Annotated in this window: 10 protein-coding genes, 3 pseudogenes and 2 riboswitches; of the genes and pseudogenes, 6 read left to right on the top strand and 7 right to left on the bottom strand. The window is 38.7% G+C overall.

What is annotated here, in order from left to right:
- Positions 1-365: 365 nt before the first annotated feature.
- Positions 366-706, bottom strand: a pseudogene (locus IC621_RS03965) (Tn3 family transposase); the annotation flags it as partial.
- A 718-nt stretch (positions 707-1424) separates the two neighbouring features.
- Here IC621_RS03965 and IC621_RS03960 point away from each other — a divergent pair.
- The 3 genes and pseudogenes from IC621_RS03960 to IC621_RS26325 form a co-directional block, all read left to right on the top strand.
- Positions 1425-2654: a serine hydrolase domain-containing protein gene (locus tag IC621_RS03960; protein WP_191156136.1), complete on the top strand. Its 1230-nt coding sequence runs from the start codon at positions 1425-1427 to the stop codon at positions 2652-2654.
- 598 nt (positions 2655-3252) lie between these two features.
- Positions 3253-3331, top strand: a riboswitch (ZMP/ZTP riboswitch).
- A 193-nt stretch (positions 3332-3524) separates the two neighbouring features.
- Positions 3525-4724 carry a phosphoglycerate dehydrogenase gene (locus IC621_RS03955; protein WP_191155958.1) on the top strand — a complete coding sequence of 400 codons (1200 nt, stop codon included), beginning with the start codon at positions 3525-3527 and terminating at the stop codon, positions 4722-4724.
- Between the two features lie 90 nt (positions 4725-4814).
- Positions 4815-4946, top strand: a pseudogene (locus IC621_RS26325) (LLM class flavin-dependent oxidoreductase); the annotation flags it as partial.
- A 185-nt stretch (positions 4947-5131) separates the two neighbouring features.
- Here the strand turns inward: IC621_RS26325 and IC621_RS26825 are convergent.
- The 3 genes from IC621_RS26825 to IC621_RS03945 form a co-directional block, all read right to left on the bottom strand.
- Positions 5132-5266 (bottom strand): hypothetical protein, encoded by a 135-nt coding sequence (locus IC621_RS26825; RefSeq protein ID WP_263575981.1) that lies wholly within the window; start codon positions 5264-5266, stop codon positions 5132-5134.
- A 167-nt stretch (positions 5267-5433) separates the two neighbouring features.
- A complete protein-coding gene (gene dapA / locus IC621_RS03950; RefSeq protein WP_191155956.1) occupies positions 5434-6321 on the bottom strand; it encodes a 4-hydroxy-tetrahydrodipicolinate synthase in 888 nt (295 codons plus the stop codon).
- Between the two features lie 125 nt (positions 6322-6446).
- Positions 6447-6625, bottom strand: a riboswitch (Lysine riboswitch).
- 309 nt (positions 6626-6934) lie between these two features.
- On the bottom strand, positions 6935-7327 hold the full coding sequence (locus tag IC621_RS03945) for a hypothetical protein (RefSeq protein ID WP_191155954.1): 393 nt from the start codon (positions 7325-7327) through the stop codon (positions 6935-6937).
- An 854-nt stretch (positions 7328-8181) separates the two neighbouring features.
- Here IC621_RS03945 and IC621_RS03940 point away from each other — a divergent pair.
- Together IC621_RS03940 and IC621_RS03935 are read left to right on the top strand one after the other, a co-directional pair.
- Entirely contained in the window at positions 8182-9105 is a 924-nt protein-coding gene (locus IC621_RS03940; protein ID WP_224752299.1) for an AraC family transcriptional regulator, read from the top strand.
- A 32-nt stretch (positions 9106-9137) separates the two neighbouring features.
- Positions 9138-9584: an SRPBCC family protein gene (locus tag IC621_RS03935; RefSeq protein ID WP_191155952.1), complete on the top strand. Its 447-nt coding sequence runs from the start codon at positions 9138-9140 to the stop codon at positions 9582-9584.
- Positions 9585-10012: 428 nt separating this feature from the next.
- Here IC621_RS03935 and IC621_RS03930 read toward each other — a convergent pair whose 3' ends face one another.
- Positions 10013-11287: an IS110 family RNA-guided transposase gene (locus tag IC621_RS03930; protein ID WP_191155950.1), complete on the bottom strand. Its 1275-nt coding sequence runs from the start codon at positions 11285-11287 to the stop codon at positions 10013-10015.
- A gap of 356 nt (positions 11288-11643) precedes the next feature.
- Positions 11644-12096, bottom strand: a pseudogene (locus IC621_RS03925) (tyrosine-type recombinase/integrase).
- 1128 nt (positions 12097-13224) lie between these two features.
- Between IC621_RS03925 and IC621_RS03915 the strand changes: the two are divergent.
- Entirely contained in the window at positions 13225-13698 is a 474-nt protein-coding gene (locus tag IC621_RS03915) for an SRPBCC family protein (RefSeq protein ID WP_191155946.1), read from the top strand.
- Between the two features lie 324 nt (positions 13699-14022).
- On the opposite strand, the gene IC621_RS03910 is transcribed toward IC621_RS03915, so the two are convergent.
- Entirely contained in the window at positions 14023-16533 is a 2511-nt protein-coding gene (locus tag IC621_RS03910; protein WP_191155944.1) for an FIMAH domain-containing protein, read from the bottom strand.
- Positions 16534-16745 lie beyond the last annotated feature (212 nt).

Below are 16745 nucleotides of genomic sequence, written 5' to 3'. Positions count from 1 at the left end.
AGGGAAGAGGTTTGTACACTTGATAAAGGAAAGAGAAGAAATTTTGTATAAGTACATTGAGCGAGTGGAGAAGGAAGTGAATCTTGAAAAGAAATAGCCGCAAACCTCAAGAGTTAGAAGATTTGTTTGAGGAGCTTCTTGAATTTGAAAAGGACAATCTTGCTTTATAAGTTTTTCAAAACATATCTTATAAAATCAAGGATTTCTGAAGTTATGTTTAAACAAACGTTTAATTAAAAGTTGATTTCTGCAAAAGCAAACTTCTTCACATGAAGCAATGTATCCTAACAGGGGGTTTAGCCGAAATACATGTAAAAATGGGTCATAGGATTACTTTTATTTCCAGTCGATGACCCCTTTTATGTTTATACCGGTATATTCTCCTCTACTGTTTGAAGGATGTTTTGTAATCGATGACATAATCACCAAAATGTTTAATGTGCCTTGTAAGGTATGGACTCAGCATAACAAGATCTTCTCGTAAAAACTTATACCCTTCCTTCATGAGAGACCATAAAATTAGCGCTATATCACCACCATTCTGAAAAATTACAGCATTAGCAACGGGATCATTATATTTAATATGTTTTTCTTGTTTTTCCGGATCATTTTCAGAAATAACCCCATCTCCACCGAAAAAAAGCCATTTTGAAATGCCGTTATATGCCTCAACTTTATTTGGACTTGCTGTTATTTGTTCCCGTAAAGTATCAGGCTGGATATCTGATTTATTTTTAAACAATCCATCAATAACATATACAGCTTCCCAAACACCACAAGGTATAACCAAAAATCAAATGGAATGGGTTTTGGAACATGAAATAAATAGATTTTAGTAATTTTATAGAGTCAAATCTAAAAGTTCCAAAACGTTGATTTATGGGGTGAATTTATTAAGCACACACAAAAGCTGAAGAGAGCTCTTTTATTTTTGTTTCGAAACCGGTCCATATTCTGGAAAAAGGAAGGGATTTAGATAGGGCATCTAGAAAGTTAAAGTTATTCGCAAAAAATGGGCAGTATTGAATTAGATATGTAGATAGATAAAGATATATAGCTACAAGTCATAAAGGGCGTATATTTCGAGGTGGATAAAGGCAGTATTTTCCCCCTGCTCTGATCCAATGGGGCGGGCAAGACAACGGTTGTAGAATAAACGTCCGATGAACACATGGCTCTATTCTAAGTGCAGGACATATCACGATTCTGATTACCCAGAAAAGGAGGTGAGTCAGATCATTGCCAATATTCAGTCTTTTTGATGAATTGAATACACCTTTTTGACAAAGGCTTCAAGCATGAATAACAAAAGAGAATCTGTAGTTGAAAACAATAGGGCTGATAAAAAGTAAAGAGAGGGAAACCAAATGCAAAAGAATACAACAGAAAATTTTAATTCATCAGAAAAGGAAAGGAGATCCATGATGGGACAAAGCAACAGCGGCTTCTCCGAAACAGGGCTGCGCAGAATGCGCGACGTGCTGGCACGGCATGTCGATTCCGGGAAGATTCCTGGGCTCGTCGCTCTAGTCAGCCGATACGGTGAGACGTACGTGGAAGCGATCGGCACGATGCGCCATGATGGTGGCGCGCCGATGCGCCGAGACACGATCTTCCGGATGGCGTCCACTTCCAAGCTGGTCGCAGTCGCACCGGTGATGATCCTGCTCGACGAGTGCAAGCTGCATCTGGACGACCCAGTAGACACATGGCTGCCCGAACTTTCAGACCGGCAGGTACTGAAACGGGCAGACGGCCCTCTGGACGACACCGTGCAGGCGCGGCGGCCGATCACCGTACGGGATCTGTTGACCTCCACGTTCGGGCTCGGAGTGGATTTGACGTTGCAGGGCTCCCCGATCCAAAACGCGATCTTCGAGGTGGGGATATACGACACGCCACTGGAGGAGTTGCCCGAGCCGGACGAGTGGATGCGCCGCCTGGGTACACTCCCGCTGAGCTACCAGCCCGGAGAGCGCTGGCAGTACCACATCAGCAATGAAGTGCTCGGCGTGCTTGTTGCCAGGGTCACGGGTCAGACATTCGAGACGTTCCTGCGCGAACGCATCCTCGATCCGCTGGGAATGAAGGACACCTGCTTCTACGTGCCCGCCAACAAGATTGACAGGCTGCCACCCGCCTACAACCCCGATCCGCAGACTGGAGAATTTATCGTGTGGGACGAGGCCACCGGCGGACGCTACAGCAAACCTCCGGCGTTCCAAGCAGGCGGCGGTGGCTTGCTCTCAACAGCCGACGACTATCACGCGTATTTACGGATGCTGCTGAACCAAGGGATGCACGGGACCAAACGGATCCTGTCCCGGCCCGCCGTTCAGCTGATGACCACCAACCGCCTCACGCCCGAGCAGCAAGCAGCCCGAGACGCCCTGGCCAAAAACAATGTCCATTTGTCGCACGGCCAAGGGCAGCACGGCGGCTGGGGCTTCGGGATGGCTGTGCGCACCTACCGCGGCGACTACGCGTCCATCGGCCAGTTCGGCTGGGACGGCGGAAGCGGAACTGCGGCATACGCCGACCCGGACAAACAGCTCACCGGAATCCTGCTCACCCAGGTCGGGATGTCCACCCCGGATTCGATGCATCTTATCCACGACTTCTGGACCATGGTCTACCAGGCAATCGAAGACTAACACCGAGACCGCGGTTCGTCGTTCGTTTAAAAAATGGCCGGTGAATTTCATCGACCTTATTGGGGCAGAATCAGGAAGTGACGCGGAGTTGGTTGGACGGAGTGGAAGCTGGCAGGGGCATGCCCGCAAGTCCTTGGAGGTCTATTCAAAGCTTGCAATCACCGATGCACAGCAGGGATATAACGAGGTCATCAATAAATAATTCCCCATATAATTACATCTACATTGCGGGTGGTGTCAGCTTCGCTGGTATTACCCCCAATAGGGGGCTTTAGCTTAGCAAGCCAAATTAAAAAGTCGGTTCCTAAGGAATTCGACTTTTTTAGGTTGAATTTCACAATTCGTGTTTCTTTAATACTATTTTTGATATTGTGCAATTTAGAAATAAAAGTAAGCCGATGACCCGTTTTTACACGTATCTCGGCTGAATCCCAACAGGAACTGTATTTCTTTCTAAAGTTTCAAATCTAGCGGTTCAATGTTAACATTCAAATAATAGTAAATTTTACCAAATCACCGAACGAAAAGAATTAAAATTGAATATTTTTAAATTTGTGGTTGAAGTTTTGTTAGAATTTGATAAAATAAAAGAAATGAAAAGACTATGTGTAACTGGCGAAACACGGTTAACCGTGAGGGAGCACATAGTGTCGCAGCCGTTCGCCTGGGCAGAGGTAAGGGATTTTATCCCTTACCTCTTTCTGTTTAATTGGAGGGGATATCGAAATCGAAACAACTTTTCTATTCTATTTATACAGAAAATACTGATATAAAAAAATGAGAATGGCGGCAATTTCCCTTGCTTAAAATCATGTTCATTAATATCTCGGGAATTTGAAAATAACCAAAAAGAAAAGAGGAGAAAACAATATGAGCACAATTACTTTAGACAAGTTAAAAACAATCAAAACTTTAAATAATATTTCAGAAAGCGGGCTAAATGTATTCAATAAGGATAGCTTTTCGGTCGACAATAACAGCGAAAACCCTGATGCCATTGTTGTTCGCAGCTTTAACATGCATGCAATGGAATTCGGCAATCAGTTAAAAGCAATCGCGCGGGCCGGGGCTGGTGTCAATAATATTCCGGTTGACAAATGTACAGAGGAAGGAATTGTTGTTTTTAATACCCCTGGCGCCAATGCTAACGCTGTGAAAGAAATGGTATTAACTACATTAATAGCATCATCTCGCAACCTTTTTGCAGGTGTGGCCTGGACAAAAACGTTAGATGGAGAAGGAGAACAAATTCCAAAGCTTGTCGAAGCAGGAAAGAAACAATTTGTGGGAAAGGAAATTAAGGGGAAAACTCTCGGTGTAATCGGTTTAGGCGCAATCGGTGCGCTTGTCGCGAATGATGCGCTTGATTTAGACATGGATGTCATTGGGTTTGACCCGTTCATATCTGTTGATACAGCATGGAACTTGTCCCGTAAAGTACAGCGTGCGATGACCATTGAACAATTGTTTGCTAACGCTGATTATATAACTGTACACGTTCCGTTGACCGATGGCACAAGAGGAATGTTCAACCAAGCAACATTCAGCATCATGAAGCCGGATGTTCATATTTTGAATTTCTCACGCGGTGATCTTGTGAATGAAACCGATATGGAAGCTGCACTTGAAAGTGGAAAAGTAGGAAAGTATATTACAGACTTCCCGAATGAACATGTGTTAAAAATGAAAAATGTCGTTCCAATCCCACACCTTGGTGCCTCTACGAAAGAATCAGAGGAAAACTGTGCGATTATGGCAGCTCGTCAGGTGAAGGACTTTTTAGAAACAGGAAACGTCAAAAACTCAGTGAATTTTCCAAATGCTTCTCTACCTTATACAGGAAAGCGACGTGTGGCGACTTTTCACCAAAACGTTCCAAACATGGTTGGGCAAATCACACAGACTATATCAAGCTATCATTTAAACATCGCAGACATGGTGAATAGAAGCCGAGGGGACTACGCATACACAATGATTGATATTGACAACGAAGTAAACGGCGATATCATTCCTCAATTGGAGGAAAAAATAAAGCAAATCGAAGGCATTGTGACAACTCGCATCATCTAATCATATTTAAATTTGATTATAAAAGGCTGCTGTTTTTTCCAACGGCAGCCTTTTCTTTTTTTATCGGAAATTTTATTCATCTAAGATAAGCTGCAGGTATCAGTTGGCTCAATGCCTCATAAAGAAGTGATGAAAGCGATAGAGCTGCTGGGGAAAGAGGTAGCGCCGAGGGTTCAGAAGCAAGTAGCTAGGTGGAAGGTGACGGGGAAGGGAAGTATGTAACTAAAGAGTATGTAAATCTTAACGAAAAAAATCTTGCTGTAAATTACAAAATGGAATATTTTCTTCTTAATATTTGATAATGCGAATAATGTGAATTTTAAAAAGACTGAGCTCATAAAGTAAATCGGAGTTCAGTCTTTTTGATTAATAATACGATTATTTTTTATTTTTATGAATTTTTATCTTTATTTATTTGGAATTCGGTTGTTTTGACTACCGTTTCCTCTAGAAAATTCGCTCACTCCAACATCATGCCCTTTTTCGATTGCTCTTTTTTCAGCTCTTGAGCGAATTTGACGCCCATCCGTTTGGTTGCCCATGTCATCATCTCCTTTACCTCATGATCATAAATAGCATTGGTTATTTTCATGAAAATATTTATAAAAAGGTAAAAAGGGATGTAAGATATTATATGGATTGCATAAAACATTATAAAGAAGTGGGGGAATTTCTGATAAAGAGAGAGAAAAATCTCTCTTTATCAGTTTTAACAAATTACGTTAATATGACTAGCTTGCAGTGCTTTTTCAAGCGCATTTTGCTCTTCATCGCTTAAAGGTACCATCGGCAGGCGAACCCCGCCAACATGTACCCCATTCATATTTAATGCAGCTTTAACCGGTGAAGGGCTTGGTGCAGCAAATAACGCATTCATGATTGGGAGCAGATTGCGGTGTTTAGAAGCCGCATGTAGGACATCACCCTTTTTATAGAGATTGATCATTTCTTGCAGGTCATTGCCAATGATATGCGAAGCAACGGAAACAACACCCGCTCCACCGATCGCTAATATTGGTAGTGTTAACCCATCATCACCGTTGTACAGCGTAAAATCATGAGGTGTTTTGCTAATGATTTCTGCCATGGCATCCAAGTCGCCGCTTGCTTCCTTTACTGATACGATATTACTAATTTGTGAAAGACGAACAATTGTCTCTGCTGAAATGTTTACAACACTTCGTCCTGGAATATTATAGAGCATGACTGGTAATGATGTTGATTCAGCAATTGCTTTAAAATGTTGATACAATCCTTCTTGAGACGGCTTGTTGTAGTACGGAGCAACGAGCATAACCCCATCGACTCCTACTTCCTCTGCAAGTCTAGTTACGCTGATTGAGGCTCTCGTGTTATTTGAACCAGTCCCAGCAATGACGGGAACTCTTCCATCAGCAGCCTTTACAACACATTTGAATAATTCTGCCTTCTCTTCGGTTGTTAATGTAGGAGACTCTCCCGTTGTACCTGCTACAACTAATCCATCAGTACCATTTGCAATTAAATAATCAACTAATGTTTTCGTCGCGTTAAAATCAACCTCGCCATTATGATCAAACGGGGTAACCATTGCAGTCAAAACTTGGCCAAAATTCATAAGGACACACCCTTTATAAAATTTTTTAATTAGCTAAGTAAGGGCCCTTCAAATAAAACGCAAAAAAGCAACAACGAGGGACTCGCTGTTGCAGTAGAAACAATATGTATTAAAATCGTTCCCGTGCGTAAGATAGCCCTCCATATAGTTTCCTATACGACAGTTCTGCATTTATTCAATAGCAGAACCAGCTTCAAGAACATGAGATTCTTTCTGCTTCGGCAAATACCCCTTTCCACAATGGTCAATGGATCTCATTCTCCTTACATTGTGTACTCATGATCTTTGCACCTCTATCCTCACTTCAAAAGATATTGAAATAAGAAAATATTTAATTGATTGTAATGTAACAGGAAATTCCTTTTCATGCAAGGGTTAATTAAATATATCTATGCAAAATGCTAGATAACTAATATGATTTTTAATAGTTAATCTACTTTCGAGGCAAGTTTACTTGCCCTCAACTTAAGAGTGCTCTTGGCTACTTTACATTGTGGTCTACAGCAAGAACCCTGTCATCAGGCCATATATGCGATTAAAAAAAGAAAAAACAAACATATAAGGTTATTATTTGTAATTGTTTATAAATAAAATGATTATATAATACTATGAATTATACTGCTGCTTCTGAATAATTTACATAAACAAAAACTTCTTTGTTCCCCATTAAAGCCTTTTGAAATCTTGCTAAAATCATTCTTGCTTCTTGCGTTAAGCCTATCTTATTTCCTTTTGTCCCATGAGAAGCAAATAAGACAGTTCCACAAAGGACCGTATCCCAATCAGTTATTTGAGGAGAAGGATCTCTTTTAATGACTAACGTAGGATGAGGATTCTCATTAAAAAGAAATCCGTCATCATACCAAATATATAATTGGCCCAATTGAATTACACCTAAGTTACCATCGATTTCTTTCTTAAAAATATTGTACGAATCACCAAAAAGATGCTTATAGATTATACTTCCTCCAGGACTAAGGGTAGCGTAGTTGAGTTTTTTTACCATTCTTTTTTCTCTCCTTATGTATATTTTTAATGCATTTCTTAATGCTTTTCATGAGGCTTGAAAATATTTGACCATATAAAAATAGTGGTAATACCCATAACACCAGCTTGTACTAAAGTAAATACCTCTTTAAATTCTTCGATCATTTCAATCTTCCTCTCTATTATAAAAGAACGTTTTTATCGATCTGTCTAGGACTTTTTATTTAACTCTAAATATCTATTATATACCATATGTAGGAAATTTAAAACAAAAAGATATATGTAATAATGGTAAAAAAGACGTATAATCTTTAGATATATAGACTCATCTTCAACTAAATGGAAAATGATGTATTCATACTTTTTATTAATTTGTTATTGTGGAAGAAGGAGAATTGGTGGTAGTTGAATTACAAAATTTTTTACGAACAAGAAATCAGAGAGAAAAAGAAGACAGCTTCAGGAGTTCGAATATAAAAAAAGGAATTAAGGGGTATGTATGAAAAATGAAATTTCCTACATACTTCAAGACCAGAAAAGAAAAATTTAAATTATAGGAAATCGGGGAAGGTGGAAAGTTTCAATATATATGATGAAATAATGAGTTTAGATGATTTTAAGACAAATAAAGACAATGGAAGAGTACAGAAAAAGGCATATTAGAGAAACTATTTGCTAGGGAAAGCCATGCGATTCATTCATGGAAAGCAGATATGCTCGGTAACTATATATGAATAAAAGAAACCGCACAGCCAAAACGCTCTGTGCAGTTTCTAAAATTTACCCTTACCTATCTAACAGTCCGTATCTACCTTTCTTAAAAAATAAATGTTATGTTTCTCTAAAAAAGCAAGAATAGTCAAGTGATGTATTATGATGTTTGATAAATTAATTAATGAAAGGAATGATTTAATGAATGCTATCAAAAATAAGGAGTTAGAAGTTATTATTCCTATTCTTGTTTATATACAAGCAAATTTACATGATGATTTAGTATTAGATACGGTCTCGAAAAAAGCAGGATTATCTTCTTTTTACTTTCATAGAATGTTTAAAAGTGTGGTTGGAGAAACATTAAAACAATATATTACTCGTATTAAATTAGAGCAAGCAGCGTTCGCATTGAAATATTGGGATGAGAAAGTTATTAACATTTCAACTGATTTGGGTTTTAAAAATTCAGAAACATTTACCAGAGCATTTAAAAAGAAATACAATATGACACCGAAGAACTATAAAGAACAGCCAATCCACATTAAAACAGATATAAATGTTGAGAATTCATACCATCAAAAAGTGTTTAGTGAATTTGAAATTTCCGCTGTCTCAATCAAACGTCTATGTCCGATTAATGTTGCTTTTATCAGAAGTGTCGGTCCTTACGAGGAAGTTGATCCCGGATCATTTGACAAATTAATTCAATGGGCTAAAAAGAATAATGTTTATAGGAAAGATCTTCTGCTTATAGGTGTTGGGCATGATGCGCCAAGTATAACACCTTCGAGTTTATTGAGATTTGATAGTTGCATAGAGGTCAATAAATCATTTTTTTCAGAGGGTGAGATTTCATATCAGCAATTAGGAGGAGGACAGTATGCAACTTTGACATATGTTGGTCAATATGGAGCTAATATGAAGCATGCTTATCAAAAATTATATCAAGAGATACACCAAGCACGAAATATTGATTTTGGTGGACTTCCTGTAATTGAAATTTATAAAACAACATTAATCAATCCAAATTTTCATTTAAACCAGACAGAAATATATGTTCCAATAAAAGTAAAGAAATTATAATGACCAATGCTGATAATTGGAGGTACAAAACATTGTTAATAACAAGTCAAACAGAGATTCAAGCCCCTATTGAGGTAGTATTCTCTTACTTAGAAGATAATGATAAACAAAAAGAATGGATGACAGGATTAGAAGGAACTGAGTATTTAACGAAGTTTGATATTAGTAATCCTGTTGGTGTTAAGTTTAAACAAAGGTTAAGAGAAGGAAACCGTATTCAAGAGTATGAAGGACAAGTTACTGAATACAATAAAAATAATAGAATAAGTATTCAAATGAATCATCCTTCTTTCTTAATCAATGTTTCATATAACCTTCAAGAAATTAGTCCTAATTCTAGTATTCTTTATATTACAGAAGAAGTAACAGCTAAGACTGTTTCAGGAAAGATATTAAGTATCCTTTTTCGTGTATTTATGAAAAAAGGTTTAGAAAAACAAATGAAGGCATTGAAACAGTGCGCTGAAAAACAATTATAATGTTTTTTGCAGTTTGTGAAGGAAAGTTCTTAAACTCCCTCAGTATAATACGTTTATCTTACGAATGCTCGCTTATTCGCAGGATTTCATCCTCCTAGGATTACATTTAATTGATTGTAAGGAGTAGATTCTGGACATTTGGCTACGTGAAGGCATAGTTAAATAGAAGAGTAGGGTTATACTCCATATTTTACCATATAATGTACCTCTCCACGCCGCCCCTGGAGGCTTTCCCTCCCATGTCTCAACGGGTCAATCGCCCTCTCATTCCTTCGTCATGCCTATCCAAGGGGTGGAGGCCAGTCTAGCTATAGGAATGGGTCAGAGCCCTTTTGTTTAAGTAACCTGGTACTCCGTACATATTTAGAAATCCTGCGAATAAGCCAACACTCGATCTACTTTCTTTTCAAGAAACCAAAAATATTAAATTAAGCTGCCAACTCCGTTAATGGTTGAACTTTCTTTGGACAATACGATTCGTTATTTCGGGCTATTCCTACAAAAATCCTGGCCAATTTACCAACCAGTTTCATAATGGATTTCATCTTTTTCATTTTCTTAACTTTCACGTTATTGGAGTGGATGACCTTAAACTCTGCGTTGTTCACCACCAGGCTCAAAGTGGCCAGGTAAAGAAAACGTCTAAGTCTTGACCTTCCGCGTTTTGATAGGACTACTTGTCCTTTCCACTTCCCGGAACTAGCTTCAGAGAGATGGAGCCCTGCGTGGCGGAGTAATGAATTGCCATGTGAAAATCCACTTAAATCTCCTGCCTCCCCTAAAATACCGGCTAATGAAATTTCACTAATTCCCTTGATATTAAGCAGCTTATCTGCGAAAGGGATTTTAGGGAGTTCTTCCTTGATTGCCAGCTCTACTCTGTCAAGTTGTTGAATCACAAGATCATACTCTTCGAGTAATTGTTCCAGATGGAATTTGTGAGCCTCAATGGCTTGCCTGGTACCGACAGATTTCCTGGATACATTGAGAAGTAAATAGGCTTTCTTTAACCCAGGCTGCCTTTTCATAAGCGACTTCCATCCGGTCACAATCTCTTCTGGCTGCAGGGAATCTAGTTCCATTGGAGTTGGAAAAAGCCTTAGTGTAGCGATTGCCCCTTTACTAGTTATGTCCTTAAAGACTTGTCTGAGTTCGGGAAAAACAATGTCCACCCAGCGATTTAATTGATTAACCGAGCTTACAAGCCTTTTAACAACGACATCCCTGTTTGACATAAGAACTCTAAGTTTTTCAAAAGGCTCAGAAGCATGTCTGACAAAAGAGTAGTAACCATTCTTCACCATGTCGGCTATGACCAGGGCATCTTTCTTATCACTCTTTGATTGCGTATTATCACGATTTTCTTTATTCCTTTTAACTAAATGTGGATTAACTGTCACTACCTCAATATCACGCTTTATTAGCCATTTTGAAAGGTTGATCCAGTAATGTCCTGTAGGTTCCATTCCCACAATGGATTCCTCTAATTTATGTAACCTTTTAAGATTATTAATCCAGTTTAATAAAGCTGAAAAACCGTCTTCGTCATTTTGAAAAGTGATTGGATCTCCTACAACGATTCCACGAAAATTGACAGCTCTGGCTACGTGGAATTGTTGGGCAATATCTACCCCAACGACAAGATGTTTGTCAGAAATTCTTTCGATTAGTTGATTTTGTTTGTCCTGCATTTTAAAATTCATGGTAAGGGTTCCTCCTAAGTTGAGTTAGAGTCGTGTCTTACTCATATCTTACTGAGGATCCCTTTTTTTATCAAAGCTCAAGAATAACGCTCTACAGGAATGCTATAGGGTTCTTCAACATAACAAGCAGTAAAAATAAAGAGCTTAAAATATGCAAGTTTTAATGCACTACTTGCGTATTTTGTCTCTTTTTCATTCATAAAAGATATTGCCGGTTATAGCATTTTTAATTACCATATACACTGATTACCTTTCCACTGGGTTTTATCAACCAAGTACTGCACAGAGTTCTTTACAGCAAAAAGATAACTACCCTATGATGGGTAGTTTCTTTCCGTTAAGAAATGAATAGGATTTTAAAAGATATTAAACGAATCAATGGCCTTCTTTTTCTGTTCAAACTCTACATGGGTATAAACTTCTGTTGAAGTGATACTTTCATGGCCTAATAATTCTTGCAGCGTCCGTAACTCCACGTTATTTTTATTTTCCTGCAGCATTAATGTCGCAAAGGTATGACGCAAATGATGCAATGAAAAGCGAGAGGGAGGAGGACCCGGTTTCCGTAAGGCATTTTTAACTATTAAATGCAAACCACGTGGATTGAGCGGATTTTTATCTTTGTTTAAAAAAACCGGTTCTGTCGCTTGATAACCTTCTAAAGACTCATTATAAGCAGAAAGAAGGGGAATAAGGAGCGGGTGAAGGGGTAATAATCGTTCTTTTTTGCCTTTCCCCTAAATCAGAATCGTTTGTTTGGATAAATCCAGCTGCTCCCATGTTAGAGATACTAATTCTGAGCGTCTCATGCCAGTTGTAGCCAACAGCTTAAACATCGCTTCATTACTTTGAAAAAGCCGAATTTTCCTGTTAAAGCGAGTGAAACAATTGTTTTAGATCACTAAGCGGATAAATCTGCGGTCTTGGGTTTTGGTAATAAAAGACATAGCCGTTGATTAATTATGATTCTGTAAAAAGGCTAAAAATTGATTTAAATCGTATGCGATGAGTAATTTTTTTCAATTTGAATGTACAAATTTAAACCATTATCGTTCAAAAGGAGGATTAACGTTCACATGAGAACGTTAAAGATTATCAGGATGTTCAGAAGGAACGTTCCGAAGTACCGATATTATAGGAACTTGAGGGGATAACACCATTCAAGGCGAAAATTTTACTAGTTTACATAATATATATTCTAGGAAGTTAAAGACTAAAATAAGATTTTGTCTCATAATTTAAGTTATCTTGTTATATTGAGACGGAATTAATTTTTCTTATTTTTAAAGGTTCACTTTACATTGACTTAACTCAAAAAATTAGTCAGTGGTATTAAATTTTGATCACATTCTTTTGTTTAATGATTATTCCTGCGATTTGTTCTTACAGTCTTTGATATGTTTTTTATCCTCCCTTCTATCCGAATAAATATTTCCTAATTATTTCCCGAAGTTGGTTTATTTTTGGATGAAACATTTAGTATTACCTTCATTAGTTCTTGTTTGACGTCGCAATAAGGTATCTACATCGAGCGGTTGATTCAAGGCTTTGTAGTTTTCTACCCGGCGTTCCTCAAATCCTCGTCCGGATTGAGATACCGGTTAGCTCCCACCCCCCAGATTTCTTTACACCGCAATTTATCCCGAAGCATTTGCAAAGCGCTTATCTCATAATTGATCCGATTGATTCGTTCCTGTCCCTTCTCGTCTTTTTCAATAATTATTTCCTTGTATGTGGTTCGAATCCCCCATCTATCGGAATATTCAAGTGAGCAATCTGAAAGAAATCAATGCATTATTTATTTGCTATGATTGAAAAAGGAGTTGATCAATGATGTCTTTAAAACTTACCCCTTATTTAAATATGGAAAGGAATGTAAGGGAAGCTACCTAGCGATATAGGTTTCAAAAAGTCAAAGTCATTTTGGAGGGATGGACGTGAACCAAAACAACGCAACAAACAAATTCGAAACGCAAGTAGGTGAACGCGAGATTGTGATCACTCGCGTATTTGATGCTCCACTCGATCTTGTGTTTGATGCTTGGACGAAAGAGGAGCACCTGTCGAAGTGGTGGGGACCTCGAGGTTTTACGACGACTTTTCAGAAGTTTGAAATGAAACCGGGCGGTACATGGCAGTTTATCATGCACGGTCCTAATGGCGTTGATTATCCCAACACCAACGTCTTTGTCGAGGTCGTTAAACCCGAGCGAATCGTCATCAAACATGCTGTATTTCCCCATTTTCTGGCGACAGCAATCTTCGAGGATCTTGATGGTAAGACCAAACTCACTTATAGCACAGTTTTTGAAGAAAATGCCGCTGTATTCGATAAGGTGAAAACATATGCCGTCCCGGGTGCCGAACAGACCATGGATCGTCTTGAGGAGCATCTGGAAAGTATGTCTTAAAAGTAAGGGGCCAGCATAGTATTGATGTCCATCGTATTGTTTCGAGGCTTCCGTAAAACAGCAAAACGCAAGGTTTTACGGCCCAAGGACGGCACAGAACACATTCCTAAAGGCTGCCAAAACTGTTGGCAGCCTTGCTGTGCTAACGGGTAGCATAATTCACTGCACACTTGTTTAGTGCAGTTTGAGATTGGACGCCAGTGAGCATTTCCCGTTCTTTTCCGATTCATGCACGTATAGAGCATCTGTGACGTCACCTGGTGTTTAATTTTTCGGAATTACCTTCATTGATTTTTTATTTGTAGGACTACCATAATCGATTACCTATTCATTCAAGCCATTTATATCTGTCAGTAATGCATCTTTCGCCCATTGATGATCTCCTGCATCCCATCTCTCGACCTGTTTCTTCATTTTTTCAAGCTGATGCTGAACCAACTTTTCATATCCTTTGGCATCAAAGTGTTTAGCGAGGCGCATATGAACGGAAAGTTTTATATATAATTTTTTAGGAACCTTTTTTTCGTTATAGAGCTTTTCAACGTATGCTTCAAATGAATCCAGTGTTAAATCAACTTTCACTACAACCTCATTTGATAGAACCTTCTTCCCTTTCCAATCCACTTCGGCTTGAACAGTAGACTCTCCTGAACGATAAGCAATAACTTGATCATTTTTCACTTTCAAAGCTTCTTCATTGGAGGAAATGACTGTATAGTTTGTTAAATCAATTTTCTCACTATTTTTTAATATACCCGTCACTTTAAGGTTTGATGTTTGGCCCCTTGTTAGATTCGTCTTTTCCATTTCTAATTGGACACTTTGCAAGTCGTCGGAAGCATCTGCCTCCATTACCTCAATTTTTGCCATTATCGTTCTGTTATCGTACTTAGAGAAATAAATATTTCCATCCTTCCCTAAGTCAAACGAAACGGCTTTAGTCACAAACTTAAAATCTAACGTATCAGGGTTGATGACGTATAATTTCACTCCAACTAACGCATAAAGCAATCCATCTTCTGACCACTTCAGGTCTATTTGATCCCATTCAAATGGATAAGGTTTTTCTTCCACTCTTACACTCTTTTCAACCTCAAGAGTATCAGGGTTTAAGGCAAACACATAACCAGTTGAACCGCCCCAAATATAGTCATCATTTGGACCAGCTGAAAGGTCGCCAATATGAATTGGTTTGTCCAGTCCTTCAATTTCTAAGTTTTTCTCATTAATTTTTTGCTCTGTAATTGGATCCCAAGTAAATAGCTTTGCTTGTTCGGCGGTCGGAACACTGCCTAAACCACCTTTAATTGTTGTTGATCCATAAACGAGCCCGTCTTTGTATGCCAAACCATTAATACTTTGATTCTCTACAATGTTGCGAAATACTTTATGGGTTTCTCCATCATAGACAGTAAGAGCTCCTCCCAGCCGCTGATAGGTTGCTATACTGCCGATAAACAGCTTTCCATCTCCACCTGTCATGGCATGCAAGCGATCTTGTTCATTCCCTATAGTAAATAACGTCGTCGGCTTCGCATAAGGATCAACACTAGGGTCAATGACATGAACAGAGCTGCTTGGGTAAGTCCCGAAATACACTTTATTGTCCATTGAATAAATAGAATCAGCCTGTCCAAGTGATATGCTTTTATTTTCTCCAGTTAATGGATTATAAACAGCACCTGTGCCGCCAGTCATCCCGCTAATATAGATTTTATCTTCAGAAAAGGCATGAATTTGATTTGTTACGTTGGCGGTTGGAGGAATAACAGATGGATAGCTAACAACCTTTTCTGTTTCAATGTTAAAAAATACGGTTCCCCCGCTAAAAGTCACGGTCACAAGACTTTTTCCCGGTAAACGACTGTCACCTTCAATTTCTACCCAGTCTGAGCCTCTGAATCCACTTCCATATTTCATTGATGTTTCACTTACTTGAAGGTTGGTCAAATCAACATACTTTACTATACCGTCAGCTATGAAATATACTTTGTTGTCCAACGAATCCGTAACATGCAAACCATTCACATTTGTTAACTTTACGTCCAGCCACTTTTCTTCTAAAGTGTCATAAATATACATGTTTTTTGAAGCTGAGTACCGTGCAAATACGTATCTCCCGTCTACAATATCTAAGTCATAAACAAAACCCGATTCATTTAACTCCTCTGCTATCTCAACCTTTTCACCTGTTTCCACATTAAGTTTAAAGATTTTATCATGAGCCGTTCCTGCATATATATATCCGTCATGATAATCCATTGACCGAACGTATTCCTGTTCAATATCGCCAATCATTTTCCCATAATCACGAAGCTGTTTCGTCTCTTTATTGTACTGAAAAACCTTTCCGCCTTTGAAGGTTCCGATATAGGCATTGCTGTTTTCATCTACAGCTAATGCCCACAAGGAGGAATCAGGAATTTCAGCCAGCGCTTCGATTGTCTTTGTTTCAGGAGAATACCCCCAAATATGCTTACCAGCTGCTACATAAACGGTGCCATCAGGTGCTACCTCATGATGCCACGAATCAGATGCTCCCTCTAATGGAATGCTTCGAAGCAATTTATTCTCATCGAGGTCCACTACATTAAACGTGGCCGGAACACCTTTAGAGGTTGTATATAGAACATCATGTCCATCCTCTTGTCCAACAGCACCGTCATAAATGGTTGGCGAACCATTTAATGGAGTAATTAAGTCTTTTGCAGGCCCATACTCCGGAAAAGTAAATTCCTCCGCTGAAGCAGATTTCGATTCAAGTGACAGATAAGGAACAAGCAACAAGACACTAAATAAAACTGCAAACAAAAATTTCCCCTTTTTTCTCCTCATGATTAAACCCCTTTGTTTAAAAGTAATGGACCGTTTAAAATTTCAGACTGTCGACTTTTCGTCATAAACCTAAGTATTGATACAAACTTTTTCCAAGTGAAAAACATGTTTCCTTGATTATTTTCGACCAATGGTGTCCCCATCACTCGTTTGTCTATAATGGGACTATTTTTATAAATCTGGTTCTAAACTGGATCAATACTAGCTTTTGA

The organism is Metabacillus arenae, assembly GCF_014773385.1.
Lineage (GTDB): Bacteria > Bacillota > Bacilli > Bacillales > Bacillaceae > Metabacillus_D > Metabacillus_D arenae.
The sequence above is the reverse complement of the archived record's forward strand: the minus strand, read 5'-3'. Positions and strand labels throughout refer to the sequence as shown.

Excerpts from the sequence above, each read along its gene's own strand:
- IC621_RS03960 (WP_191156136.1), top strand. The coding sequence starts at position 1,425 with ATGGGACAAAGCAACAGCGGCTTCTCCGAAACAGGGCTGCGCAGAATG.
- IC621_RS03955 (WP_191155958.1), top strand. The coding sequence starts at position 3,525 with ATGAGCACAATTACTTTAGACAAGTTAAAAACAATCAAAACTTTAAAT.
- IC621_RS26825 (WP_263575981.1), bottom strand. The coding sequence starts at position 5,266 with ATGGGCAACCAAACGGATGGGCGTCAAATTCGCTCAAGAGCTGAAAAA.
- dapA (WP_191155956.1), bottom strand. The coding sequence starts at position 6,321 with ATGAATTTTGGCCAAGTTTTGACTGCAATGGTTACCCCGTTTGATCAT.
- IC621_RS03945 (WP_191155954.1), bottom strand. The coding sequence starts at position 7,327 with ATGGTAAAAAAACTCAACTACGCTACCCTTAGTCCTGGAGGAAGTATA.
- IC621_RS03940 (WP_224752299.1), top strand. The coding sequence starts at position 8,182 with ATGATGTTTGATAAATTAATTAATGAAAGGAATGATTTAATGAATGCT.
- IC621_RS03930 (WP_191155950.1), bottom strand. The coding sequence starts at position 11,287 with ATGAATTTTAAAATGCAGGACAAACAAAATCAACTAATCGAAAGAATT.
- IC621_RS03910 (WP_191155944.1), bottom strand. The coding sequence starts at position 16,533 with ATGAGGAGAAAAAAGGGGAAATTTTTGTTTGCAGTTTTATTTAGTGTC.